Source organism: Haemophilus parainfluenzae (genome assembly GCF_014931395.1).
Taxonomy (GTDB): Bacteria; Pseudomonadota; Gammaproteobacteria; order Enterobacterales; family Pasteurellaceae; genus Haemophilus_D.
Genome location: NZ_CP063120.1, coordinates 1,541,831 through 1,568,593, shown reverse-complemented (window position 1 = coordinate 1,568,593; position 26,763 = coordinate 1,541,831). Strand labels below are relative to the sequence as shown.

Sequence of the window (26,763 nt, the reverse complement as noted above, 5' to 3'; positions counted from 1 at the left end):
TTGACTCATATTCATCTATTTAAAGGATTCCTTATGACAATATTATCAACAAAACAAAAACAATTTTTAAAAGGACTCGCTCATCACCTTAGCCCTGTCGTCATGCTTGGCGGTAACGGCTTAACCGAAGGTGTATTAGCCGAAATCGATAATGCTTTAAATCATCACGAACTCATCAAAGTAAAAATTGCTGGCGCAGATCGCGAAACCAAACAATTAATTATTGATGCGATTGTTCGTGAAACCAAATCATCTAACGTTCAAACCATCGGACATATTTTGGTGCTTTATCGACCAAGCGAGGAAGGTAAAATCCAGCTGCCTCGTAAATAATTGTTATCCCCTCAATTTGAGGGGATGTTTTTTTAGATGTAATTTACTTCAATAATCTCGAACTCAACCGTTCCACCTGGTGTGGTAATATTTACGGTATCATCCAACTCTTTCCCTACCAAGCCACGAGCAATCGGTGAATTCACAGAAATCAAACCTGATTTAATATCTGCCTCATCATCGCCCACAATTTGGTAAGTGACTTCTTCATCAGTATCGGTATTCACTAATACAACTGTCGCACCAAAAATAACTTTTCCGTTATTTGGTAATTTAGTGACATCGATAACCTGACAATTTGCAAGTTTGCTTTCAATTTCTTGAATACGCCCTTCGCAAAAACCTTGTTGTTCACGCGCCGCGTGATATTCTGCATTTTCTTTTAAGTCACCATGCTCACGTGCTTCAGCAATCGCCTTGATAATTTCAGGGCGACGCTCATTCTTTAAGAAATCTAATTCTTGACGTAATAGCTCCGCACCGCGCACAGTCATTGGAATTTGTTTCATTCTTTTTCCTTGAAATTTGGTAAAAACAAAACCACGACAACGTCTTGCAACCTTGCCGCAGTCAATGAAAAATAAAAAATGATTTACTCTATTGAGTTCGGAGCTTATTATTATTCGTCTTGAGAAAAATAGCAACCATAACAGAACTAAAAATGACTAAAAAATCTTCTATTTCGACCGCACTTAAAGCGGCACTTATCACACTCAGCTTTTCTTTTTCCTCTATGGCTGAAGTTAATGTGGCTTCTATCACCCAATACTTACCGGAAGGTGCTTCTGCCAGTATCATTGCCAAAAACCTCAATAAAGATCAAATTATCGCGGATTACAATGGCTCAACCTTTATGTTGCCAGCCAGTACGCAAAAAGTTTTCACAGCCGTTGCTGCTAAATTAGTATTAGGTGATGCCTTTCAATTTGAAACCTCACTTTTAAGTAACGGAAAAATTCAGAATAATGTTTTGGAAGGCGATCTTGTTGTGCAATTTACTGGTGATCCCGATCTCACCAGCGGACAACTTTATAGTCTATTAGCTAATTTAAAAAACCAAGGCATTCAGAAAATCAATGGTGATCTTATTTTAGATACCTCTGTATTTGCTAGCCATGATCGTGGGTTAGGTTGGATTTGGAACGATCTTACAATGTGCTTTAACTCCCCTCCTGCAGCAGCAAATATCGATAATAACTGCTTCTATGCCGAGCTGGATGCAAATCAACCTGTAGGTGAAACAGTCAAAATTAACGTTCCCGCTCAATTCCCTATTCAAGTTTTTGGGCAAGTTTATATTGTAGATCAGCAAGAAGCCGGTTATTGCCAGTTAGACGTCGTTGTTCACGACAATAATCGCTATCAAGTAAAAGGCTGTATTGCTCGCCAAACTAAACCATTTGGGCTTAGCTTCGCCGTGCAAGATCCAGATGCCTACGCTGCTGCCATTATTCAACGTCAATTAAAACGTCTTGGTATTGAATTTACTGGTCAGGTAAAACAACCTCAAAAACCACAGCAAGGACAAAAACTCGCCCAGCATTTATCTAAACCGTTGCCTGAGCTATTGAAAAAAATGATGAAAAAATCGGATAACCAAATTGCCGATGCCTTATTCAGAGCCGTAGCCTACAACTACTATAAACGCCCTGCTTCATTCCAATTAGGCACATTAGCAGTGAAATCCGTATTGCAAAAACAAGGTATTAAATTTGGTAACAGCATCTTAGCTGATGGTTCGGGTCTTTCTCGTCATAATTTAGTTGCACCTAAAACCATGCTTTCAGTCTTGGAATACATCGCCAAAAACGAAGATAAGTTACACTTAATGGAAACTTTCCCAATTGCAGGTGTGGATGGCACAATCAGTGGGCGTGGTAGCTTAATTAATCCACCACTGGTAAAAAACGTCATCGCTAAAACTGGCTCATTGAAAGGGGTATATAACCTTGCCGGTTTTATGACTAATGCTCGAGGTGAAAAAGTGGCTTTCGTTCAATTTATCAATGGCTATTCAACCGGTGATTTAGAAAGTAAGACAAAACGAGCACCACTTGTGCAATTTGAAAGTACGCTTTATAACGATCTTTATAAAGACTAAAACGCATAAAAAAATGACCGCACTTTGAATACATAAGTGCGGTCATTTTTCTTTATATTTAACCAAAAAGAAAAAGCACTAAACGCTTCATTGAATTTAGTGCTTTTTTACGATCTTAAACGCGATTAACCTTCATTATGGATTTCAAGGTTGCTTGCATCTTTTTCCCGTTTTTTCTTTGCTGAATCACTACGTTGAGAAGCGATACTATCAAGGTATTCTGGTGTGATATCGCCCGTAATATATTCGCCAGTAAAGACTGAACAATCAAAGCCTTGAATAGCTGGATTTTCTTGGCGTACTGATTCAGTCAACGCCTCAAGATCTTGGAAAACTAATTTATCTACGCCAATCAATTTCGCAATTTCGTCAACATTACGACCATAGGCAATAAGTTCTTGTTTTGTTGGCATATCAATACCGTACACATTCGGATAACGAATTTCTGGTGCCGCGGATGCAAAGTAAATTTTCTTCGCACCTGCTGCTCTAGCCATACTCACGATTTGTTCTGATGTTGTACCACGAACAATAGAATCATCAACTAATAACACATTTTTATCTTTGAATTCTGCTTTAATCGTATTGAGCTTGCGACGGACTGAACTAATACGTTGAGCTTGGCCTGGCATAATAAATGTACGACCAACATAGCGGTTTTTCACAAAACCTTGACGATAAGGTTTGCCTAAGATTTTCGCAATCTGTAAAGCAATGTCTGTTGAAGTTTCCGGTACAGGAATCACCACATCAATATTATCTGCTTCATCAACCCATTCTTTTGCAATTTTTTTACCCAAATGTTCACCCATGTGAACACGTGCGGCATAGACAGACACACCGTCTATTGTTGAATCAGGACGAGCAAAGTACACGTATTCAAAAATACACGGATTTAAGACCGCACTTTCTGCGCATTGCTCAGCATAGAGCTGGCCATCAAAGGTTACATAAATCGCTTCACCTGGTGCAACATCACGCACTAATTCAAAACCTGCTACGTCTAATGCCACACTTTCAGAGGCAAACATATATTCTACAAAGCCGTTTTCTTCTCGTTTACCTAACACGAGCGGACGAATACCAAACGGATCGCGAAATGCCACCATGCCATGTCCAATAATCATCGCTAAGCATGCATAAGCACCACGGATATCTTTGTGTGTCGCACGAATTGCATCAAAAATGTCTTGCGGATCGAGATGGTATTTATTCACTCTATCTAAATGATTTGCAAGAATATTGAGAAGAAGTTCTGAATCCGAATTAGTATTTATGTGACGACGTGCTTCTTTAAATAATTTATCTTTTAATTCGTCTGAATTGGTTAAGTTACCATTGTGAACAAGGCTTAAACCATAAGGTGAGTTAACATAGAAAGGCTGCGCTTCAGATACACTTGAACTGCCAGCGGTTGGATAACGTACATGTCCGAGGCCTGCATGACCTTGTAAACGTAACATATGTTCTTGTCTGAATACATCGCTTACAAGACCATTAGCCTTACGCAAACGAAAGCGGTTTTCATCATCGATTGTGACAATCCCCGCCGCATCTTGACCTCGATGCTGTAATAACGTTAATGCTGCATAAATGGATTCATTAACCGGATTTTGGCTAACGATACCGACAATTCCACACATACTGATTGACTACCTTATTGTTTAAAAGTTGAGTTTAAAAAACTAGAACTTGCTTGTAGTTGTTGGAAGAACCATTCAATAATGAAGCCGAAATGAGGAATTAATTTTGATTCTTTCCACCAATCGGTTTGTTCAAAGTTAGTGAAGGTATCCAAGAAGAATAAGATCGCAGCGACGATTAACGCCCCACGAATTAAGCCAAATGCCGCACCAAGAACACGATCTGTTCCGGTAAGTCCTGTTTTATCCACTAATTGGCTAATCACATAATTAACAATGCCGCCTACAATTAAGGTTAAAACAAATAAAATGCCGATTGCTGTGCCATTGCGCACGTAGTCAGATTCGATTTGAGTAAGATAAGTGGCGAGATAAGGATAAAATTGGCTAGCGACAATAAATGCAACGACCCAACTTGCAAGGGACATCACCTCTCGCACAAACCCTCGTAATAAACTCACGATAATCGAAAATGCGATGATGCCAATGATAATGTAATCAATCATTAAATAGTCTCTCAATTAAAAAGGGCCGCCATTGCGACCGCAGTATTTTACATAAAAAACAACAAAAGGAAAACGTTTGCGTCAATTAAATTTGAAGCCATTGGCTAGATTTCCTGCCAAAATGCTTTGTCTAATTTTTGCTGTGCCTTTTGTAGTACTTCTGCTAAGTGCTGATATGTCGGTTTATCTTGCACGGTTGGCAAACTTTCATGTTGTTTTCTTAAACGTTCACTAATCTCATAAAACCACTGAGAACTTTGCGACTCTAATGGTGATTCTGCACGTTTTCCCAACCAATATAAACCTTGAAATGGCATCACTAATGCACAAAGTGCGGTCAAAATAGCAATCGCTAATGCAGTAAGATCCGTCTTGGCATAAAACTGCTGCCAAACCACCGCAAATACCGCCATAAAAGGCATAAACTTCTGTGCAAATTTTGTCGCTTTAATAATGCGATTTTCGGGAAAAATAATGCCGAGTTTCGCTTCTAATGGCCACGTTTGCAAATAAATTTGCCCACGTTTTAAGGTTGAAAAAAATGATGACATAAAAACATCCTAGAAAATAACCGCACTTATAATACTCTAGTTTAGGTTTAATTGTCATCCTTAACTGGAAACTGTTGAAATTTTCAACTTTTCTAATAAAAGATCGTATTTTTCCCTTCTAGTGAATTTATTTTATACGCCAAAAGGTGTATTCTATGCAAGATTTGTAGTCTGTTCTTTCGAACGGATTTTTATTAACCTCAATCAAAAATAGGGTTCCTATGTCAAAACTTGTTCTCATCCTTAACTGTGGTAGTTCTTCATTAAAATTTGCAATCCTTGATCCTGCAACAGGTGAAGAAAAATTATCAGGCTTAGCTGAAGCATTTTACCTTCCTGAAGCTCGTATTAAGTGGAAACTTAACGGTGAAAAAGGTAGCGCAGATTTAGGTGCTGGTGCAGCGCACACTGAAGCGCTTAACTTCATTGCGTCAAACATTATGACTGATGAGCTTAAAAACTCTATCACCTCGATTGGTCACCGTATCGTTCACGGTGGTGAGAAATACACTCAATCTGTTATCGTAACAGATGAAGTAGTTAAAGGTATTGAAGATGCAGCACAATTTGCTCCACTTCACAACCCTGCTCACTTAATCGGTATCCGTGAAGCATTCAAAACATTCCCACACTTAAAAGATAAGAACGTTGTCGTTTTTGATACAGCATTCCACCAAACCATGCCTGAAGAAGCATACCTCTATGCACTTCCATACTCACTTTACAAAGAACATGGTGTACGTCGCTACGGTGCACACGGTACTAGCCACTACTTCGTTTCTCGTGAAGTCGCTGAATACGTAGGCAAACCAGCAGACCAAGTAAACGCAATCATCTGTCACTTAGGTAACGGGGGTTCTGTTTCTGTGGTTCGTCATGGTAAATGTATCGACACATCTATGGGTTTAACCCCATTAGAAGGTTTAGTGATGGGTACACGTTGTGGTGACATCGACCCTGCGATCGTTTTCTACCTATACAAAAACTTAGGCATGTCAATGGATCAAATCGAAGAGACCTTAGTGAAAAAATCAGGTCTTTTAGGTTTAACTGAAGTAACGAGCGACTGTCGTTATGCAGAAGATAACTACGACGACGCCTCTAAACCAGAAGCAAAACGTGCATTAGATGTTTATAGCTACCGTTTAGCGAAATACATCGGTGCATACATGGCTGTTTTAGGTGATGATCACTTAGATGCGATCGCATTTACGGGGGGGATCGGTGAAAACTCAGCTCACGTTCGTGAATTAGCATTAGGCCACTTAAAATTATTCGGCATCAAATTAGACCAAGAACGTAACCTTGCTGCTCGTTTTGGTAAATCAGGCGTAATCACTGCTGATGACTCTGCATTCAAAGCGATCGTTCTTCCAACTAACGAAGAATTAGTAATTGCACAAGATACAGCACGTTTAGCGGGCTAATCAACTTTCTTCAAACCTGCTGAGAAATCAGCAGGTTTTTTCATTCATTAAAAGGTATATCAAAATGACTAAAGCAGTTATTCTTATTCCAACTAGCGCAGAAGCAAATTTAGCGGCAGCATTAGACGCAGCTAAAACAACAGGCGCTGTCGTATTCAATGCAGTAGAAGATGTAAAAGCCGCTCAAGCATTAATCGCAAATAATCAAAAAGACGTGCTATTAGAAAAAATCGTTGCTGATTTCCAAGCATTAAATGCAAATTTAGTGGTTGTTAAAGGTGTTCAACCTTCAGCTCAAGCGCCTTTTGCAAATAGCTTAAACTTCGCGATTGCACAAACTTTAGATGCACAAATTATCTTAGTGGCAAACAATGAAGAAGGCACATTAGTAGAAGCCGTTGCTTCAGAATTTGGCGGAGTGAACAATTCTGAAATCTTAGGTGTATTTGGTGCGCAAGCAGGCAAAATTAAAACCTTAGATGAGCAAGCACTAGCGAATGCAATCTCTGCACCACTTGCTCGTGAAGCACGTATTTCTCCAGCAGCATTCCGTTTCAAATTAACTGATTTAGCACGCAAAGCGGGCAAAACCATCGTATTACCAGAAGGTGATGAACCTCGTACAGTTAAAGCGGCGGCTATCTGTGCTGAACGTGGTATCGCAAAATCGGTATTATTAGCGGATCCAGAATCTGTGAAAAAAGTTGCAGCAGAACAAGGCGTGACTTTAGGTGCTGACGTAACGATCATCAATCCAGCTGACGTACGTGAAAAGTACGTTGATCGTTTAGTTGAATTACGTAAATCTAAAGGTTTAACGGAAGAACAAGCACGCACGCAATTAGAAGACACCGTTGTACTAGGTACTATGATGTTAGAAGCAGGCGAAGTAGATGGTTTAGTCTCTGGTGCCGTTCACACCACTGCAAATACCATTCGTCCACCGATGCAAATCATCAAAACAGCACCCGGTAGCTCAATTATCTCGTCTGTATTCTTCATGTTATTACCAGACCAAGTATTAGTATATGGTGACTGTGCAGTAAACCCAGAACCAACCGCTGAACAACTGGCTGAAATCGCAATTCAATCTGCTGAATCGGCAAAAGCATTTGGTTTAAATCCGAAAGTGGCAATGCTTTCTTACTCAACCGGTACTTCTGGTTCAGGCCAATCTGTAGAGAAAGTAAAAGAAGCAACGCGTATTGCACAAGAAAAACGCCCTGATTTATTAATCGACGGTCCATTACAATATGATGCAGCTGTGATGAAAGATGTAGCAGCGTCTAAAGCACCAAACTCTAAAGTGGCAGGTCAAGCAAACGTATTTGTATTCCCTGATATCAACGCAGGTAACATCGGCTATAAAGCAGTTCAGCGTTCTGCTGATTTAGTTGCTGTAGGCCCAATGCTTCAAGGTATGCGTAAACCGGTTAATGACTTATCACGTGGTGCATTAGTAGATGATATCATCTACACCATCGCATTAACCGTAATCCAAGCAACACAAGCTTAATTAACGCCTCTGTTGTAAAACACTAAAGAAAATAACCGCACTTTTGATAATTCAAAGTGCGGTTATTTTTAATTGTTTTTAATGGCTACTCTACGGATTTTAAGTATTCAACCAGCTTCAAGCCAATCTCTCTTCGCCACCCTAAAATCAAATCGGGCTGTTTTGTCATATCTTCATTTTTTAGCCAAACCCATTTAATAAGATCTTCTAAATTTCGTTTACTCGCCAGAATATCAAGGGTTAATCCTTTTGGTGTCAGTTCATAGGCTTTTTCTTGTAACAATCGAATTGCCTTTTTATAACGAGGATCATCCACAATACGTACTAAACGTTTAGGATAGTCATAAGGGGAAATTCGACGGCTTTGTGCTAACAATTGAAGCATTTTTTTGCCACGCACACGAACTTCATTTTCAGATAATCCAAGCGCTAGCATTTCTGATGTATTACGAGGATTATTTTTTGCCACTTTCCAAAGGTTATCCGATTTCACCACATAAGAAAGGGCTAAGTTTCGTGCCATTGCCGTTTCTAGTCGCCATTTGGCCAATAGCTGTAAACGTGCTAATTCGAGCGGATTCAATTTCCAAACATTTGGAATCTCTAAATAGGCTTTGTCTGGATCGCGATCATCTAATTTACTGGTTTTCGAGATCGCAAGCTGGCAATCATCAATTACTGCTTGAAGCCAAGGAGATTGCGCTAATTCTATTTGCATTTTTTGATAGACTGGCAAGAGATACCAGACATCCCCTGCTGCATATTGTAGCTGTACGGGTGAAAGTGGACGTTTTAGCCAGTTTGTACGCGTTGCTCCTTTATCCATTTCAACGCCTAAATAATGTAACACAAGTTTGGCTAGGCCCGCTGAATTAGCAAAACCTAAAAAACGCGCCATGATTTGTGTATCCATCATAGGTTGTGGAAGTGCATCAAACTCTTGTAAGAAAACCAATAAATCTTCATTACAAGCATGCAAAATTTTTGTCACCTGCTGATCGCGTAATAATTCCACAAAAGGTGAAAAATCAGTAATGGATAAAGGATCGATTAATGAAACTCGTTCACCATCATAAAGTTGAATTAATCCTAATTTAGGATAATAGGTCGATACCCGCATAAATTCGGTATCTAAAGCGACCGTACTTTGCTGACGCGCTAACTGGCAAACCTGAGCGAGCTCTTCATTATTTTGAATTAATGTAAAGTGCGGTTGATTTTGGCATTCTTTTATCATTGTAATAGGATGTATTTTCAAATAGAGGTAAAGACTAAACAGGGATATGAACACATATCCCTGATTAAATTAATGTTGTGAGCGTTTTGCTATTTCTTCATCACGCAGTACGCGTCGTAAAATTTTGCCTACATTACTTTTCGGTAATTCATCGCGAAACTCAATATCTTTCGGGACTTTATAACCTGTGAGATGTTGTCTGCAATGCTGGCGTAATTCATCACGCGTGAGGCTATCATCTTTCTTCACAACGAAGATTTTGATGGTTTCTCCCGACACCTCATGTGGCACACCGATAGCGACCACTTCAGCGACTTTATAATTTAGCATCACCACATCTTCAATTTCATTCGGATAAACGTTAAAGCCTGAAACCAAGATCATGTCTTTTTTACGATCAACAATACGAAGGCTATAGCTCTCGTCCATAATGACGATATCACCCGTTGCCATCCAGCCATCTTTAAGCACTTCAGCAGTCGCTTCAGGACGTTGCCAATACCCACGCATGACTTGTTCACCTTTAACCCAAAGCTCTCCTGCTTCGCCTAGTTGTGCTTCTGAGCCATCATCTTTGATAATCTTAATATCGGTATTTGGAACCGGTACACCGATTGTTCCATTGTGTTTCACCACATTAATCGGACAAGCAGCAATTAGCGGTGAACATTCAGTCATGCCGTAACCTTCAATAATGTTACAGCCGGTTAAATCATGCCAACGTGTGGCGACTGATTGTTGGATCGCCATACCGCCGCCAACAGAAAGTTTTAATCGTGAAAAATCCACTTCTTTGAAATTTTCATTATTAAGCAGCGCATTAAACAAGGTATTTACCCCTGTAATCGCTTCAAAGCGGTATTTTTTGAGCTCTTTAACAAAGCCATCAATATCACGTGGATTCGTAATTAAAAGCGCAGTCACGCCAAGCTCTAAGAAAAGTAAACAGTTTACCGTTAAGGCGAAGACATGATAAAGCGGTAAAGCCAGTACGGCAACACGTTGCTTAGCATGATCGCCAATAAATGGCTCTGCAATCCACTTCGCTTGGAAAATATTGGTAATAATATTGCCATGTGTCAGCATTGCGCCCTTAGCAACACCTGTCGTTCCGCCTGTATATTGTAAGAAGGCTAAATCTTCACGATCCACTTGAGGACGAACATATTGGCGATATTTACCAATACTTAACACTTCACGGAAAGTCACTGCATTCGGTAATTTATATTTTGGCACTAATTTTTTGACGTATTTCACCACAAAATTGACCAAATTACGCTTACCAAAAGAAAGCTGATCGCCCATTCTTGTTAAAATCACGTGCTTCACGTTAGTATTAAATACAATTTTTTCTAAGGTTGAAGCAAAGTTTGAGACCACAACTATCGCTGTTGCACCGCTGTCTTGCAACTGATGTTCTAATTCACGAGGGGTATAAAGCGGATTCACGTTCACCACAACTAAACCTGCACGTAAGATACCGAAAAGTGCAATTGGGTATTGCAATAAATTAGGCATCATCAATGCAACACGCTCACCACGTTCTAACTTCAATTCATTTTGTAAATAAGCAGCAAATGCACGGCTACGCTCTTCTAATTTACGAAATGTTAAAACCTGCCCCATGTTGATATAGGCGGGACGGTCTGGGTGCTCACGAATTGCTTTATCTAAAATATCGAGAATCGAATCATACTTGGATGTATCCAGCGTGGTAGGTGAACCTTCTGGATAATTTTGAAACCAAACTTTTTCCATTTTTTATCCTTATTCTTTGGAAAATTTTCTTAATTTTATCATGTAGTTAATAGAGATAATAGCGAATTTCAGGCTCGCCATACCAATAATACGGTCGTCTACCGAAAAAGCCCCAATCATCCCACATATCATCTGGATAATAATAGCTTTGCGAAAGCTTCCAAACACGATAATGATTGGTTTTAATGACTGGATAAAAATAATTGGCTTGATCGACCTTGCCTTGTTCTGTTTTCAGCAAGGTACCGCCAATTGTAATAAATTGATCTTTTAAGCTTTCTGGCTCCACAAAACCATCAAGGTAAGTGATAAAACGTCCATTAGGTTGTTCATCAATCATCGGTTTTGCTGAAGTTGAATAAACGGGATAGCTTAAGACTTCAATTTTAGTTTTATTCGGCAAGGCTTGTGCGGTTAATACTTTCCCACCTAAACGAATTGATTTGCACTGACAGCTATAATCACTCGGTTGAATTGAAGATAATGATTTTAAAGTAAACTGCTCTTTTTCCAGCCCTTTCGGTGCATTGACACATCCCACTAATGTGGCCGAAAGTGCGGTCAAAACTAAAATCGTTTTTTTATTCATCTTCAACTCCTTTTTGAAAATTATTCACGCCCAGGTAATTTTTTCCAAGTTACTTCATTACGCAAATAAACAGGTTCAATTTCTAAGGCGGATATGATTTTATTCTGAGCATAATCTGTTAAAGCAAGCTCAAGCATATATTGTGCAGAAGGTAAAATAATATCACTCCCTTCTAAACCACTGTCTTTAAATTGAGGATACACAGCCCAACCTGTTCCGACTCGATAAGCGGTTAAATCTGAAAGTTGTTCAAGCACTTTTTCTGGTTGGCAAACTTGTTCTTCAATGACAGGGTTCCATTGGAAAAGCTCACCCAATTCTGAGCGCACTTTTTCTCGTTTTACTTGAGAAAAATAAACTTCATTCATTCTCGCATCAATGGCAGCTGCCACATTTTCAGCTTGATGTAATTCAAATGCAGCCTGAGCCATTGCAGTTAAATTTGATACTGCAATAACAGGCAAATCAGCCCCTAATGCAAGCCCTTGAGCAATCCCTGCACCAACACGAACACCAGTAAAACTACCCGGGCCGCGTCCAAAGGCTAACGCATCTACTTGCTTCAAATTGATACCTGAATTGGCAAGTAACTCATCAACCATTGGAAGAATACGTTTTGTATGTGTACGTTGTGCTAATTCATCAAGATGTGTTTTTTCGCCTTTATGCCAAAGTGCAACAGAACAGGCTTCTGTTGAAGTATCAAGTGCTAATAAAGTGATATTTTTCATGATTAATCCATTTTCTCATTTTGTAAGAATTGTACCACTTTGTTGAGATCTCGGGTACGGGTTGAATTAGGTAAACTTTTTAGAAAGGTTTCGCCATAATTTCGCATCACAAGACGATTATCACAAATAATTACCGCACCACGATCTGTTACATCTCGAATTAGACGTCCTACACCTTGTTTCAGCGTAATAACCGCTTCAGGAATCTGTATATCATTAAATGGATCGCCACCTTGTAATCGGCAATCTTCAATACGTGCTTTTAGTAAAGGTTCATCTGGTGCGGTAAAAGGCAATTTATCAATAATGACTAAGGAAAGGGCATCACCACGTACATCCACACCTTCCCAAAAGCTAGAAGTAGCAACTAGTACGCTATGAGTTTCCTGAATAAATTGTTCGAGTAATTTAGCTTTAGGCATTTCACCTTGTAATAAAATAGAAAGCTCACTATTTTCTCTAAAATACTCTGCCAAGCCTCTCATCATTAAATAGGAAGTACAAAGTACAAAGCATCTACCTTTATTCGCTTCAATGATAGGCAACAACATTTCACCAAGAGATTGTAACGTATTATTTTGATTCGTTGCCGGTAAATAACGTGGCACGCAAAGTAGCGATTGATTAGGATAATCAAAAGGACTGTAAAGAATTTTCTGCTCTACTTGCTCAATACCAAGCCGCTGACAGAAATGATTAAAAGTACCACCCACTTCAAGAGTGGCAGAAGTGAAAATCCAAGCTGCTTCTTTATTATTTAGCTGTTCGCCAAATTTATCTGCGACAGTCAGTGGCGTAATATGTAAACCAAATTGTCGCCCCATACTTTCGTACCAATAACAATAACCCACAATGGCCGTATCACAAAGACGCTTTAATTGATTTTTGATACTTTCAGTGCGTTCAAAAATACTATCCAAAGTCTGAGTGCGGCCTAATGCAATCTTGATAACTTCAGAAAGAAACTCAATTTTTTCTTGTAATAATTCAACCGATTTTTTGACCGCACTTTGTTTAAATAGCTCACGCCAATTTCCTCGCTGATTTCCTTCACCAAGTAGAAGACGGAAATCCTGAATGACTTTAAGCAATGTATCTGCAGTTGTGCCAAGCTGTGGCATATCTTTCAATTCTGTTCGATAAACAATATTGATATCTTTACATAAATCAAATAGCTGGCGAGAGGTTAATGATTGGCCAAAATACTGGCTAGCTATATCGGGAAGTTGATGTGCTTCATCAAAGATGATGACTTCTGCATTGGGAATAAGCTCACCAAAGCCACTTTCTTTTACCGCCATATCAGCAAAGAAAAGGTGGTGATTTACAACAACAAGATCGGCATTTAACGCTTTTTTACGAGCGTGTGCTACATAGCATTCAGCGTAGTTGGGACAATCTGTTCCCAAACAACTTTCTGCCGTACTCGTCAATTGAGGCAAAATTGGGCTATCTTCAGCCAATTCAATACATTCTGTCAAATCACCTGTTTTCGTCGCATTATTCCATTTTCTTACTTTACTTAAATCGGCTAAAACAGATTTATCCCCAAGCACACCTTGAGCAATAATCTGATCCAGACGCTCCAAACACAAATAATTGGATCGTCCTTTCAATAACGCAATTTTTCCAGAATAATTTAAGGCTTTTTTTATGGCAGGTAGATCTCTTGAAAAAAGCTGATCTTGTAGATTTTTAGAGCCGGTTGAAATAATCGTTTTCTTTCCAGCAATGAGTGCCGGCGCCAAATAAGCAAAAGTCTTTCCAGTACCTGTTCCAGCTTCTACAACAAGCGGTCGCTTATGTTGAATAGCATATCCTACAGATTGAGCCATTTCGAGCTGTTCTGCTCGTGGCTTAAATCCTTTGATATTCTTACTCAATTCGCCATCACTGGAAAAGATCTTACTTATCTGTTTTTTCATAATTATTGCTATCTAGAAATAGGCGAAGATTTTATCATTATTAGGCTCATTTATGTATGAATTCTAATATTTTATATAAAACAAAAACCCAAGCTATTCAGCTCGGGGTTCTACATTCAGTACCTGGCGGTGTCCTACTCTCACATGGGGAAACCCCATACTACCATCGCGCATCGGCGTTTCACTTCTGAGTTCGGTATGGGGTCAGGTGGGACCACCGCTCTATCGCCACCAGGATTATTCCTTTAATAACTTCTTCTATCTCTTTCTGCTCTCACTATCTCTAGTGTCTCACAACCAAACAAGCTGATTTAACCTAAAAAATTTCTTCTCTGAGTCTCGTCTTACCCAACACCCAAAACCCTTGAGCGTTGTATAGTTAAGCCTCTCGGGCAATTAGTATCTGTTAGCTCAACGGCTCGCACCGCTTACACACCAGACCTATCTACGTCTTAGTCTTAAACAATCCTTACAGATTTTAAATCTGGGAGAACTCATCTCTTGGCAAGTTTCGTGCTTAGATGCTTTCAGCACTTATATCTTCCGCACTTAGCTACCCGGCAATGCGTCTGGCGACACAACCATTACCGTTGGTGGCCGAGGCTAGCTTAATTATCAAATCAGCTCGAAAAGAGCTGATTTTTTTCTACCAAGCAAACTCTTCATCATCTAAATTACTTTTAGCCGTTTCTTCTGTACATAAGATACTAGTAAGCTGCTGCCCTTTATATTTTACATCGACACCACTTTCAGTCGTGTGATCAATAGAATCTAAATTAACATAAACTTGGTAAATATATTCGCCTTTTTGGAATGACATTATTGACCAACGCCCTCTGCCAATACCAGTCCATCTTTCTGATCGCCCAAGTAGTTCAGATTTTTTATTACGCAACGTTAATTCATTCTTAGATGCTGATCCAAATTTATATTCATAAATCTCATCGTTTATTTTATTCACTTCAATATATTTATTATTCGTGGTTTTACACGAAAAAATAGTGTTAGCTTCTGCCGATTGAGCAAACCAAATTGCCCCGAAAAGGAGGGATACAAGTGCTAGTTTTTTCATGGTTATGCTCCAAATTTTCTCTTGTTTTATTAAAATTACGGCGGTGATTGTATCATAGAATCAACGCTTTGCTAAAATATTGAAAATATCCATAAACAAAAACCCCAAGCCATTCAGCTCGGGGTTCACATTCAGTACCTGGCGGTGTCCTACTCTCACATGGGGAAGCCCCACACTACCATCGGCGCATCGGCGTTTCACTTCTGAGTTCGGTATGGGGTCAGGTGGGACCACCGCTCTATCGCCGCCAGGATTATTCCTTTAATAACTTTTCTCTACTCTGCTCTCACTATCTCTAGTGCTCACAACCAAACAAGCTGATTCACTTCAAAACTTTCTCTTTCTTCTCTGAGTTTCTTCGTCTTACCCAACACCCAAAACCCTTGAGCGTTGTATAGTTAAGCCTCTCGGGCAATTAGTACATGTTAGCTCAACGGCTCGCACCGCTTACACACCATGCCTATCTACGTCTTAGTCTTAAACAACCCTTACTGTCTTAAAGACAGGGAGAACTCATCTCTTGGCAAGTTTCGTGCTTAGATGCTTTCAGCACTTATCTCTTCCGCACTTAGCTACCCGGCAATGCGTCTGGCGACACAACCGGAACACCAGTGGTGCGTCCACTCCGGTCCTCTCGTACTAGGAGCAGCCCCAATCAATTCTCCAACGCCCACGGCAGATAGGGACCGAACTGTCTCACGACGTTCTAAACCCAGCTCGCGTACCACTTTAAATGGCGAACAGCCATACCCTTGGGACCTACTTCAGCCCCAGGATGTGATGAGCCGACATCGAGGTGCCAAACACCGCCGTCGATATGAACTCTTGGGCGGTATCAGCCTGTTATCCCCGGAGTACCTTTTATCCGTTGAGCGATGGCCCTTCCATTCAGAACCACCGGATCACTATGACCTACTTTCGTACCTGCTCGACTTGTCTGTCTCGCAGTTAAGCTTGCTTATACCATTGCACTAACCTGACGATGTCCGACCGTCATTAGCAAACCTTCGTGCTCCTCCGTTACTCTTTGGGAGGAGACCGCCCCAGTCAAACTACCCACCAGACACTGTCCGAGACCACGTTTCGTAATCTTCGTTAGAACATCAAACGTTAAAGGGTGGTATTTCAAGGTCGACTCCAACAATACTGGCGTATCATCTTCATAGTCTCCCACCTATCCTACACATCAAAATTCAATGTTCAGTGTCAAGCTATAGTAAAGGTTCACGGGGTCTTTCCGTCTAGCCGCGGGTACACCGCATCTTCACGGCGATTTCAATTTCACTGAGTCTCGGGTGGAGACAGCCTGGCCATCATTATGCCATTCGTGCAGGTCGGAACTTACCCGACAAGGAATTTCGCTACCTTAGGACCGTTATAGTTACGGCCGCCGTTTACTGGGGCTTCGATCAGGAGCTTCTCTTTCGATTACACCATCAATTAACCTTCCAGCACCGGGCAGGCATCACACCCTATACGTCCACTTTCGTGTTTGCAGAGTGCTGTGTTTTTAATAAACAGTTGCAGCCAGCTGGTATCTTCGACCGGTTCAACCTTCGCCCGCGAGGGACTACAATCTACGCCGGCGCACCTTCTCCCGAAGTTACGGTGCTATTTTGCCTAGTTCCTTCACCCGAGTTCTCTCAAGCGCCTGAGTATTCTCTACCTGACCACCTGTGTCGGTTTTCAGTACGGTTTAGATAAACCTGAAGCTTAGTGGCTTTTCCTGGAAGTGTGGTATCGGTTACTTCAGCTCCGTAGAGCCTCGTCATCATCTCTCAGTGTTAAAGAAGTCCGGATTTGCCTAAACTTCTCACCTACCAACTTAAACGCACATATCCAACAGTGCGATAACCTAACCTGCTCCGTCCCCACATCGCAGTTTATCCAAGTACGGGAATATTAACCCGTTTCCCATCGACTACGCTTTTCAGCCTCGCCTTAGGGGCCGACTCACCCTGCCCCGATTAACGTTGGACAGGAACCCTTGGTCTTCCGGCGAACGGGTTTTTCACCCGTTTTATCGTTACTTATGTCAGCATTCGCACTTCTGATACGTCCAGCAAACCTCTCGATTCACCTTCATCCGCTTACAGAACGCTCCCCTACCCAACAGACTTACGTCTGATGCCGCAGCTTCGGTGCTATATTTGAGCCCCGTTACATCTTCCGCGCAGGCCGACTCGACTAGTGAGCTATTACGCTTTCTTTAAATGATGGCTGCTTCTAAGCCAACATCCTAGCTGTCTAAGCCTTCCCACTTCGTTTCCCACTTAATATAGACTTTGGGACCTTAGCTGGCGGTCTGGGTTGTTTCCCTCTCCACGACGGACGTTAGCACCCGCCGTGTGTCTCCTGAGTATCACTCTTCGGTATTCGTAGTTTGCATCGGGTTGGTAATCCGGGATGGACCCCTAGCCGAAACAGTGCTCTACCCCCGAAGGTGTCCGCTCAAGGCTCTACCTAAATAGATTTCGGGGAGAACCAGCTATCTCCCGGTTTGATTGGCCTTTCACCCCCAGCCACAAGTCATCCGCTAATTTTTCAACATTAGTCGGTTCGGTCCTCCAGTTAGTGTTACCCAACCTTCAACCTGCCCATGGCTAGATCACCGGGTTTCGGGTCTATACCTTGCAACTAGACGCCCAGTTAAGACTCGGTTTCCCTTCGGCTCCCCTATTCGGTTAACCTCGCTACAAAATATAAGTCGCTGACCCATTATACAAAAGGTACGCAGTCACCCTTAAAGGGCTCCCACTGCTTGTACGTACAAGGTTTCAGGTTCTATTTCACTCCCCTCACCGGGGTTCTTTTCGCCTTTCCTTCACAGTACTGGTTCACTATCGGTCAATCAGGAGTATTTAGCCTTGGAGGATGGTCCCCCCATCTTCAAACAGGATATCACGTGTCCCGCCCTACTTGTCGTTAGCTTAGTACCATGACCTGGACTTCGAGTACGGGGCTATCACCCTGTATCGCCAAGCTTCCCAGCTTGTTCCTCTGTCTCTGTCATTATCACTAACAGGCTCCTTCGCGTTCGCTCGCCGCTACTAACGAAATCTCGGTTGATTTCTTTTCCTCGGGGTACTTAGATGTTTCAGTTCTCCCGGTTTGCCTCACTTACCTATGAATTCAGTAAGTGATAGTAGATTCTTCATCTACTGGGTTTCCCCATTCGGACATCTTGGATTAAACGCCTCTTATCGACTCATCCAAGCTTTTCGCAGATTAGCACGTCCTTCCTCGCCTCTGATTGCCAAGGCATCCACCTTGTACGCTTAGTCACTTAACTATACAACCTCAAAAATTCTTGATGTTGTGTTTTCAACTAAACACTTGATTGCTTTTGTTCAATCAAGATTTTCTTCTTACTCAGACTTTTTCTTATCCCTTAAAAGGACTTGAAAGTCTCTTCAGTTTTTCAGCTTGTTTCCTGGTTGTTAAAGAACAGAAATAACATTTTCAGTTATCATCGTTAAATAAACTCATTGAAGCACTTTAAGCATTAAATCACTCAATTTACTTAACGATGATAAGTGGTGGAGATAAGCGGGATCGAACCGCTGACCTCCTGCGTGCAAGGCAGGCGCTCTCCCAGCTGAGCTATATCCCCATGTCATCGTTTATTTACCACCTTATTCACCTTCATCACTCACTCAGTTTGAGTGGTGGGTCTGAGTGGACTTGAACCACCGACCTCACCCTTATCAGGGGTGCGCTCTAACCACCTGAGCTACAGACCCAAGGGAATAACGGCTTTCTGCTCGATATTGTCTACAATATATCAATCAATCTGTGTGGACACTTATTGTCTCTCGTTTTGGTAAGGAGGTGATCCAACCGCAGGTTCCCCTACGGTTACCTTGTTACGACTTCACCCCAGTCATGAATCATACCGTGGTAAACGCCCCCCCGAAGGTTAAGCTATCTACTTCTGGTACAACCCACTCCCATGGTGTGACGGGCGGTGTGTACAAGGCCCGGGAACGTATTCACCGCAACATTCTGATTTGCGATTACTAGCGATTCCGACTTCATGGAGTCGAGTTGCAGACTCCAATCCGGACTTAGACGTACTTTGTGAGATTCGCTCCAGCTCGCACTATCGCTTCCCTCTGTATACGCCATTGTAGCACGTGTGTAGCCCTACTCGTAAGGGCCATGATGACTTGACGTCATCCCCACCTTCCTCCGGTTTATCACCGGCAGTCTCCTTTGAGTTCCCGACCAAATCGCTGGCAACAAAGGATAAGGGTTGCGCTCGTTGCGGGACTTAACCCAACATTTCACAACACGAGCTGACGACAGCCATGCAGCACCTGTCTCAGAGTTCCCGAAGGCACCAATCCATCTCTGGAAAGTTCTCTGGATGTCAAGAGTAGGTAAGGTTCTTCGCGTTGCATCGAATTAAACCACATGCTCCACCGCTTGTGCGGGCCCCCGTCAATTCATTTGAGTTTTAACCTTGCGGCCGTACTCCCCAGGCGGTCGATTTATCACGTTAGCTACGGGCGCCAAGCTCAAAGCTCAACCCCCAAATCGACATCGTTTACAGCGTGGACTACCAGGGTATCTAATCCTGTTTGCTCCCCACGCTTTCGCACATGAGCGTCAGTACATTCCCAAGGGGCTGCCTTCGCCTTCGGTATTCCTCCACATCTCTACGCATTTCACCGCTACACGTGGAATTCTACCCCTCCCTAAAGTACTCTAGCGACCCAGTATGAAATGCAATTCCCAGGTTAAGCCCGGGGCTTTCACACCTCACTTAAGTCACCGCCTGCGTGCCCTTTACGCCCAGTTATTCCGATTAACGCTCGCACCCTCCGTATTACCGCGGCTGCTGGCACGGAGTTAGCCGGTGCTTCTTCTGTAGTTAACGTCAATCACCTAGTCTATTAAACTAAATGCCTTCCTCGCTACCGAAAGAACTTTACAACCCGAAGGCCTTCTTCATTCACGCGGCATGGCTGCGTCAGGGTTGCCCCCATTGCGCAATATTCCCCACTGCTGCCTCCCGTAGGAGTCTGGGCCGTGTCTCAGTCCCAGTGTGGCTGGTCATCCTCTCAGACCAGCTAGAGATCGTCGGCTTGGTGAGCCTTTACCTCACCAACTACCTAATCCCACTTGGGCTCATCCTATGGCATGTGGCCCGAAGGTCCCACACTTTCATCTCTCGATTCTACGCGGTATTAGCTACAGTTTCCCGTAGTTATCCCCCTCCATAAGCTAGATTCCCAAGCATTACTCACCCGTCCGCCACTCGTCATCAAAGAAGCAAGCTTCTTTATGTTACCGTTCGACTTGCATGTGTTAAGCCTGCCGCCAGCGTTCAATCTGAGCCATGATCAAACTCTTCAATTCAAGTTTAATCGCTCAATACTGCTGACATAAAATGTCACCACTTAAAAAAGTATTATGAATTTCTAGTTAGCACCTATTAAGACTTCAAAATTAAAAATATTTTTAAAACAAGTCAATCAACAAGTGCCCACACAGATTGTCTGATATATTGTTAAAGAGCAAAAAATAAATTGGTCGGCGAGATAGGATTTGAACCTACGACCCACTGGTCCCAAACCAGTTGCGCTACCAAGCTGCGCTACTCGCCGTCAGATTTCTCAATTAAGAGAAGATGGGGTGGCTAATGGGATTCGAACCCACGACAACTGGAATCACAATCCAGGGCTCTACCAACTGAGCTATAGCCACCATTGATTAGTTGTTCATCGCATTGACTTCTGGCGCGCTCGACAAGATTCGAACTTGCGACCTTTGGCTCCGGAGGCCAACGCTCTATCCAACTGAGCTACGAACGCGTTACTGCGTCGTTGCAGGGGCGTATATTAATGATTTCCAAATACCTTGTCTAGCACTTTTTTGAAAAAAAATATCAAAAGATAAATTTTTGTTCAATTTGTATAGAATTTATTATGTATTCGTTTATTTTTAGTGCTAAAACATAAAAAAGGATAGCAAATTGCTACCCTCTTGTATTTAATTTATTGCTTGTTACGACGTGCACGACGTTTCATTCTTCGTACCCAACGGGTGATTTTCCATGCTTTTGTTATTGAATAAGCATAAAGGAAGAATAATACAATAAACGCAATAAACATTGCCCATTCATTAATATAGAAGACTTCGCCTAAGATCCCGATTGTGGCACAAATGGCCGCAAAGAAAGTAATTAATAAAAAGGCTTGGCGAGAGGTTAATCCAGCACGAACCATTAAGTGGTGTACGTGTAAGCGATCCGGACGGAATGGACTTTTTCCTTTGCGTAAACGGCGATAAATAATGGCCACCATATCAATTAAAGGCACTGCAATAATCCAAAGTGCGGTCACTGGATTCATCGGATGTCCTTTTCCTTGTGTACTTAAAAGTAGAATCCAAATAATAGTAAAGCCGATTAAAGTACTTCCTGCATCGCCCATGAACACTTTATATTTTGGTCCGAATGGAATCCCTAAGTTTAATAATAGATAAGGTAAAATCGCTACAATTAAGGCAAAACTCCAATATGCCATATCCATCTGTCCATCACGGAACATTAAAATACCAATGGCAGCAAAGGAAACAATTGATAATCCACCCAATAATCCATCGATACCATCAATCATATTAAAGGCATTAATAATCGCAATTGTCGCAAATACGGTAATAATCAATCCAATAGAACCAAGTGTTAATTGGAATGGTCCGAGAATCTGGCCTAAATGATCTAAATAAACATTACCCAAGTCGATCATTAAAATCGCAAGCACTGCTTGAATTCCTGCACGCAAGAAGGGGCTAATATCGAAGCGGTCATCTAATATACCAATTGCCAGTAGAACAAAAATACTGAATATATAAAGATAAGGTAAACGAAGTTGATCCCACTCCATTAAATAATAGCAAAGGTTTCCCATAAAAAGAGAAACACCGCCAATGAGCGGAATCGCACCTTGGTGACGTTTACGATAATTCGGTTTATCAACCAAACCAATTTTATTAGCAATTGGTCGCATGACAATTAAGGTTAACAATGCCCCTAAAAAAGTGACGAGAAGACTTAGCATAGTTTTTATCCTAAAAATTTTTTTGCAAAGGATAACATAAAGAAAAATCAGCACACAAAGATTTTTCTCAAATTCAGTTTTTTAGTACAATATGCTTACTATTAATATAAGGATTAAAATTATGACAAAATCAACCGCACTTTTCTCTCGTGCACAAGAAGTTATTCCTGGTGGTGTAAACTCCCCCGTTCGTGCCTTTAAAGGCGTAGGTGGTACACCTGTATTTATTCAAAAAGCCAAAGGCGCTTATATTTACGATACTGAAGGCAAACAATATATCGATTACGTGGGTTCGTGGGGGCCAATGATTTTAGGTCACAACCACCCTACTATTTTAGATGCTGTATTAAAAGCGGCAGAAAATGGTTTAAGTTTTGGTGCACCAACCCCCTCTGAAATTGATTTAGCGGAATTAGTCTGTGAAATAGTGCCATCAATTGAAATGGTTCGTATGGTGAGTTCGGGTACTGAAGCGACCATGACAGCCATTCGTCTCGCGCGTGGTTATACCAATAGAAGCAAAATCTTAAAATTTGAAGGTTGTTACCACGGCCATTCTGATTCACTTCTAGTAAAAGCAGGATCGGGGGCGTTAACACTTGGTCAACCAAGCTCGCCAGGTGTGCCTGAAGATTTTGCAAAACACACTTTAACTGCAGAATATAACAATCTTGATTCTGTTAAAAAATTATTTGAAGAATTTCCTAACGACATCGCTTGTGTGATTATTGAACCTGTCGCAGGCAACATGAACTGTATTCCGCCAAAAGAAGGTTTCTTACAAGGCATTCGCGAAATCTGTGACCAATATGGTGCACTTTTCATTATTGATGAAGTCATGACAGGTTTCCGTGTTTCACTTGCTGGTGCACAAGCTTACTATGGTGTAACACCTGATCTCACCACATTAGGTAAAGTCATTGGTGGCGGTATGCCAGTGGGTGCTGTTGGCGGTAAAAAAGTGATTATGCAACACCTCGCACCAACCGGCCCTGTTTATCAAGCAGGTACTCTTTCAGGTAACCCGATTGCAATGGCGGCAGGTTTAGCCTGTTTAACTGAATTGAAAAAAGCAGGTAATGAACAACACCTTGCAGAATTAACTACAAAACTTTGTGATGGCTTAAAAGCATTAGCCCAAAAACACAATGTACCATTTGTGATTAATCATGTAGGCGGCATGTTTGGTATTTTCTTCACTGACCAAAAACAAGTTACCTCTTATGCAGAAGTCATGAAATGTGATACCGAAAAATTCAAAGTGTTCTTCCATAAAATGCTCGATCAAGGTGTTTACCTTGCTCCTTCTGCTTTTGAAGCAGGCTTTATGTCTTTAGCACATACAAATGAAGACATTGAAAAAACGCTTGCTGCCGCTGATATTGCATTTGCCGCAGTGGCTTAAAATATAAAAGTGCGGTTAAATTTAACCGCACTTTTTTATTTCATATTATAAGCGTTCATAGAGCACGTTTTCTAACCCCCCCCTTTCCTCTTCGGTTAATGCTGTGCCTTTCTCGTTTGTTAGAATAAAAAAGTCTTCAGCTTTTTCTCCCACTGTCGTGATTTTTGCATTCCAGAGATTGAGTTTTAACTCGGTAAAAATTTGACTGATTTGAGCCAATAAACCGGGTTTATCTAAAGCCACCACTTCTAATTCGGTATGCTCTTTTTTAGTTTCTTTCAAAAAACGTACATCTGTTTTTACGGTAAAATGTTGCAACTGTCGATTATTTGCAAAAGACATGGATGGCAATTTTTCACCTAATAAAACAGAGGTTAATACCGTCTCTAATTCTCGGCGACGTTCAGAACGAACCAATTCACCATTTAATTCTGTGATGATAAAGCTGTCGAATACGTAGCCATCATCGGATGTCAAAATTTGCGCATCATGAATACTGAATTTTTTCGCGCCAATGGTTGATACCACTTTATTAAACAAATTAGCTTGATCGGGGCAATAAACGAAAATTTCAGTCCCACCGCTAGAAAAACGGTTACTGATTTTAACGAGTACTTCACCATCAAATTCAGCTAATAACTCTGTATGCCACGCAATTTGTTTCGGGCTATTTCGTAAGAAATAATCAGATGGGCAACGCTGCCACAACGCTGAAATTTTCTCTTCCGATAATTCTGGTTTTTCTTCGGATAAAATTGCCAACGCCAATTGACGATTTTCAAGGATCTTTTCTTCATTATCTAATAACAAATCCATCCCTTGTCGGAATTGTTGCGCCGTATAATCGTATAAAGAGGCAAAAAGAGAACGCTTCCAGCTATTCCATAATGTACCATTTGTCGCACAAATATCCGCAACGGTCAGACAAGTGAGATAATCTAAACGAACTCGATTTTGCACATTTTCTGCAAAGTTCATCACGACTTCCGGATCATGAATATCTCGACGCTGCGCAGTGATTGACATGAGTAAATGTTCTTTCACTAGCCAAGCCATCGTTTCGATTTCTCGACGATCAAAACCATGCAAACGAGCAAAGTCAGCGATGTCTTCAGCCCCTAACTCCGCATGATCACCCCCTCGCCCTTTCGCGATATCATGGAAAAGTGCGGCAACATAAAGCAAAGTGCGGTCAGAAATTTGACTAAATATTTGATGGCAAATGGGATGAGATTCTGCTTCGTCTTCAGCTAAGAAACTTTCCAACTTCAACATCACTCGCAAGGTATGCTCATCCACGGTGTAAATGTGGAAAAGATCAAATTGCATTAAGCCTTCAATTCCCTGCCATTGTGGTAAATAAGCCGTTAACACACCGTATTGGTGCATTGGAAGAAATGCGCGCTGAATCGCTTTCGGTTGATTAAATAACCGAATAAATTTTTCTCTTGCTTCAGGAATATCACATAATTTCTGCGTCAAACTTTCCAACGCAATCTGAAGTTGGCGTAATGTTGAGGAATGAATTTCGGCTTGTTCATGCTGCGTAAGATAGAAAAAAAGATCCAAAATACGATCCGGTGAACGTAAAAACACATCTTCCTTACGTAAACACAAGCTTTGATTCACTAACTCAAAATTATCATCCAAAGGATGAATAGAAACCTCGCCATCCGTTGATAAAAAATGCGCTTTATAATGCTTAATTAGGATATCGGTCAAGCGAGAAATAGAGCGTAAAGCTTGGAAAAAACGTTTCATCATTTTTTCCACACCTCGGTTTCCCTCGCCTTTAAAACCAAGCATCTCGCTCACTTTGATTTGACGATCAAACAGCAGTCGGTTGTCATAACGTTTTAAAATCAAGTGCAAAGCGAACCGCACTTTGAATAAAAATTCTTGGCTGTCTAATAATTGTTGGTGTTCTGATGGGTAAATAAAACCGCTTTCCAAAATGCCATTAAGGGTCATTTCTCCTGTGTGGCGTAAGGCGATCCAATATAAAAGGTGAAGATCCCGCAAACCACCTGGGCTGTATTTTAAATCGGGTTCTAAATTGTAACTGGTGTTGTGATAACGCTGATAACGTTCAATTTGTTCTTGTACTTTGGCATCAAAGAATGATTTTACCGCCCAAAAATCTGGCCTTTTCAGTATTTCCTCTAAAGCATTGAAAAGGGATACATCTCCCGATAAATAACGAGACTCAAGTAAATTGGTGGCAATAGTAATGTCTTGTTTACCTTCCTTCTCACATTCTTCCAAAGAACGAACACTATGCCCTACGTCGAATCCACAATCCCACAAGAACTGCACAAACTGAGCAATTTTTTCTTCCGTTTCAACGCCTCTTTCTTCTTTTGAAAGAATAAGAACATCTAGGTCAGATAAAGGAAAGATTTCTTGTCTTCCGTACCCACCTACTGCAATTAAGGTGAGATGAGCTTTATCTAATTCAAATTGCTGCCAAAGCTGTTTTAACAAATCATCACAAAATTGTGTACGGTTAGCAATCAGCTCAAAAACAGAATAATCAGAAAAATGCTGACGTTCCAATTCCTTCAAATTTTCACGCTGAATTTTGACCACACTTGGCGTGAGTGGAGAATCGAAATGATAAGGAAAAAGCATAGTGTTCTCTTAATTAAATAAAAAGCCCATAAAAATGAGCTTTCAATAACCATGATGGGAATTAATCTTTGTCAAATATCCAATGAAACACTGAACAGATCCAAAAGACACCTAGTACAACTGCACCAATTGGTAGTGTAACGAAGTAGCCAATCCACGCTAAAGCTATTACAGGCTCTCCTTCTCCTATCACCTCAAAAATAATAAGGGGAAGGCACGCAAAAAATACGATAACTAAACTGATCAGAAGGAAAGTTCTAAATCTCATCAT

16 protein-coding genes, 5 tRNA genes, 4 rRNA genes and 2 pseudogenes are annotated in these 26,763 nt (G+C 41.2%); 6 read left to right on the top strand and 21 right to left on the bottom strand.

Annotation, left to right across the window (positions count from 1 at the left end; genetic code table 11):
* The first annotated feature begins 33 nt into the window (after window positions 1-33).
* Window positions 34-333: a ribosome assembly RNA-binding protein YhbY gene (gene yhbY / locus INP94_RS07845; RefSeq protein WP_005696198.1), complete on the top strand. Its 300-nt coding sequence runs from the start codon at window positions 34-36 to the stop codon at window positions 331-333.
* A gap of 32 nt (window positions 334-365) precedes the next feature.
* Here the strand turns inward: yhbY and greA are convergent, their stop codons facing one another.
* Complete coding sequence (greA, locus tag INP94_RS07840) at window positions 366-842, bottom strand: transcription elongation factor GreA (protein WP_005697514.1); 477 nt, start codon at window positions 840-842, stop codon at window positions 366-368.
* 152 nt (window positions 843-994) lie between these two features.
* Here greA and dacB point away from each other — a divergent pair, with 152 nt between their 5' ends.
* Window positions 995-2,434, top strand: a complete 1,440-nt coding sequence (gene dacB / locus INP94_RS07835; RefSeq protein ID WP_197543226.1) for a serine-type D-Ala-D-Ala carboxypeptidase — start codon at window positions 995-997, stop codon at window positions 2,432-2,434.
* Between the two features lie 125 nt (window positions 2,435-2,559).
* Here dacB and purF read toward each other — a convergent pair whose 3' ends face one another.
* The 3 genes from purF to yfbV form a co-directional block, all read right to left on the bottom strand.
* Window positions 2,560-4,077: an amidophosphoribosyltransferase gene (purF, locus tag INP94_RS07830; RefSeq protein ID WP_197543225.1), complete on the bottom strand. Its 1,518-nt coding sequence runs from the start codon at window positions 4,075-4,077 to the stop codon at window positions 2,560-2,562.
* Window positions 4,078-4,091: 14 nt separating this feature from the next.
* Complete coding sequence (locus tag INP94_RS07825; protein ID WP_005696203.1) at window positions 4,092-4,583, bottom strand: CvpA family protein; 492 nt, start codon at window positions 4,581-4,583, stop codon at window positions 4,092-4,094.
* A 104-nt stretch (window positions 4,584-4,687) separates the two neighbouring features.
* Window positions 4,688-5,134 (bottom strand): terminus macrodomain insulation protein YfbV, encoded by a 447-nt coding sequence (gene yfbV / locus INP94_RS07820; protein ID WP_197543224.1) that lies wholly within the window; start codon window positions 5,132-5,134, stop codon window positions 4,688-4,690.
* Window positions 5,135-5,355: 221 nt separating this feature from the next.
* Between yfbV and INP94_RS07815 the strand changes: the two genes are divergently transcribed.
* The 3 genes and pseudogenes from INP94_RS07815 to pta form a co-directional block, all read left to right on the top strand.
* The gene (locus tag INP94_RS07815) at window positions 5,356-6,561 is read left to right on the top strand and encodes an acetate kinase (RefSeq protein ID WP_178410288.1); all 1,206 of its coding nucleotides are present in this window, start codon (window positions 5,356-5,358) and stop codon (window positions 6,559-6,561) included.
* A gap of 64 nt (window positions 6,562-6,625) precedes the next feature.
* Window positions 6,626-6,901: pseudogene (locus INP94_RS10935) on the top strand (phosphate acetyltransferase); the annotation flags it as partial.
* Window positions 6,902-7,087: 186 nt separating this feature from the next.
* Window positions 7,088-8,077: pseudogene (gene pta, locus INP94_RS07810) on the top strand (phosphate acetyltransferase); the annotation flags it as partial.
* 85 nt (window positions 8,078-8,162) lie between these two features.
* On the opposite strand, the gene rnd reads toward pta, so the two are convergent.
* From rnd to wecA, 16 genes are all read right to left on the bottom strand, one after another.
* On the bottom strand, window positions 8,163-9,314 hold the full coding sequence (rnd, locus tag INP94_RS07805) for a ribonuclease D (protein WP_197543222.1): 1,152 nt from the start codon (window positions 9,312-9,314) through the stop codon (window positions 8,163-8,165).
* Window positions 9,315-9,383: 69 nt separating this feature from the next.
* Window positions 9,384-11,072, bottom strand: a complete 1,689-nt coding sequence (fadD, locus tag INP94_RS07800; protein ID WP_197543221.1) for a long-chain-fatty-acid--CoA ligase FadD — start codon at window positions 11,070-11,072, stop codon at window positions 9,384-9,386.
* 46 nt (window positions 11,073-11,118) lie between these two features.
* A complete protein-coding gene (locus INP94_RS07795; protein ID WP_197543220.1) occupies window positions 11,119-11,661 on the bottom strand; it encodes a Slp family lipoprotein in 543 nt (180 codons plus the stop codon).
* A gap of 20 nt (window positions 11,662-11,681) precedes the next feature.
* Window positions 11,682-12,392 (bottom strand): tRNA (adenosine(37)-N6)-threonylcarbamoyltransferase complex dimerization subunit type 1 TsaB, encoded by a 711-nt coding sequence (gene tsaB, locus INP94_RS07790; RefSeq protein ID WP_197543219.1) that lies wholly within the window; start codon window positions 12,390-12,392, stop codon window positions 11,682-11,684.
* Between the two features lie 2 nt (window positions 12,393-12,394).
* Complete coding sequence (yoaA, locus tag INP94_RS07785) at window positions 12,395-14,317, bottom strand: DNA repair helicase YoaA (protein WP_420026406.1); 1,923 nt, start codon at window positions 14,315-14,317, stop codon at window positions 12,395-12,397.
* Window positions 14,318-14,438: 121 nt separating this feature from the next.
* A 5S ribosomal RNA gene (gene rrf / locus INP94_RS07780) occupies window positions 14,439-14,553 on the bottom strand.
* Between the two features lie 410 nt (window positions 14,554-14,963).
* Window positions 14,964-15,389 (bottom strand): hypothetical protein, encoded by a 426-nt coding sequence (locus tag INP94_RS07775; RefSeq protein WP_197543218.1) that lies wholly within the window; start codon window positions 15,387-15,389, stop codon window positions 14,964-14,966.
* Window positions 15,390-15,525: 136 nt separating this feature from the next.
* Window positions 15,526-15,641: ribosomal RNA gene (gene rrf / locus INP94_RS07770) — 5S ribosomal RNA — on the bottom strand.
* Window positions 15,642-15,783: 142 nt separating this feature from the next.
* Window positions 15,784-18,681 (bottom strand): 23S ribosomal RNA (locus INP94_RS07765).
* A gap of 245 nt (window positions 18,682-18,926) precedes the next feature.
* Window positions 18,927-19,002, bottom strand: a tRNA-Ala gene (locus INP94_RS07760).
* A 53-nt stretch (window positions 19,003-19,055) separates the two neighbouring features.
* A tRNA-Ile gene (locus INP94_RS07755) sits at window positions 19,056-19,132 on the bottom strand.
* An 81-nt stretch (window positions 19,133-19,213) separates the two neighbouring features.
* Window positions 19,214-20,753, bottom strand: a 16S ribosomal RNA gene (locus tag INP94_RS07750).
* The 16S, 23S and 5S rRNA genes sit together here with 5 tRNA genes alongside, the layout of an rRNA operon.
* 171 nt (window positions 20,754-20,924) lie before the next feature.
* A tRNA-Pro gene (locus INP94_RS07745) sits at window positions 20,925-21,001 on the bottom strand.
* A 24-nt stretch (window positions 21,002-21,025) separates the two neighbouring features.
* Window positions 21,026-21,101: transfer RNA gene (locus tag INP94_RS07740), tRNA-His, on the bottom strand.
* A 30-nt stretch (window positions 21,102-21,131) separates the two neighbouring features.
* Window positions 21,132-21,208, bottom strand: a tRNA-Arg gene (locus INP94_RS07735).
* 183 nt (window positions 21,209-21,391) lie between these two features.
* Window positions 21,392-22,456 carry a UDP-N-acetylglucosamine--undecaprenyl-phosphate N-acetylglucosaminephosphotransferase gene (wecA, locus tag INP94_RS07730; protein ID WP_197543217.1) on the bottom strand — a complete coding sequence of 355 codons (1,065 nt, stop codon included), beginning with the start codon at window positions 22,454-22,456 and terminating at the stop codon, window positions 21,392-21,394.
* Window positions 22,457-22,577: 121 nt separating this feature from the next.
* On the opposite strand from wecA, the gene hemL reads away from it, so the two are divergent.
* Window positions 22,578-23,861 carry a glutamate-1-semialdehyde 2,1-aminomutase gene (hemL, locus tag INP94_RS07725; RefSeq protein ID WP_197543216.1) on the top strand — a complete coding sequence of 428 codons (1,284 nt, stop codon included), beginning with the start codon at window positions 22,578-22,580 and terminating at the stop codon, window positions 23,859-23,861.
* Between the two features lie 45 nt (window positions 23,862-23,906).
* Here hemL and glnD read toward each other — a convergent pair whose 3' ends face one another.
* Entirely contained in the window at window positions 23,907-26,492 is a 2,586-nt protein-coding gene (glnD, locus tag INP94_RS07720; RefSeq protein ID WP_197543215.1) for a bifunctional uridylyltransferase/uridylyl-removing protein GlnD, read from the bottom strand.
* Window positions 26,493-26,763 lie beyond the last annotated feature (271 nt).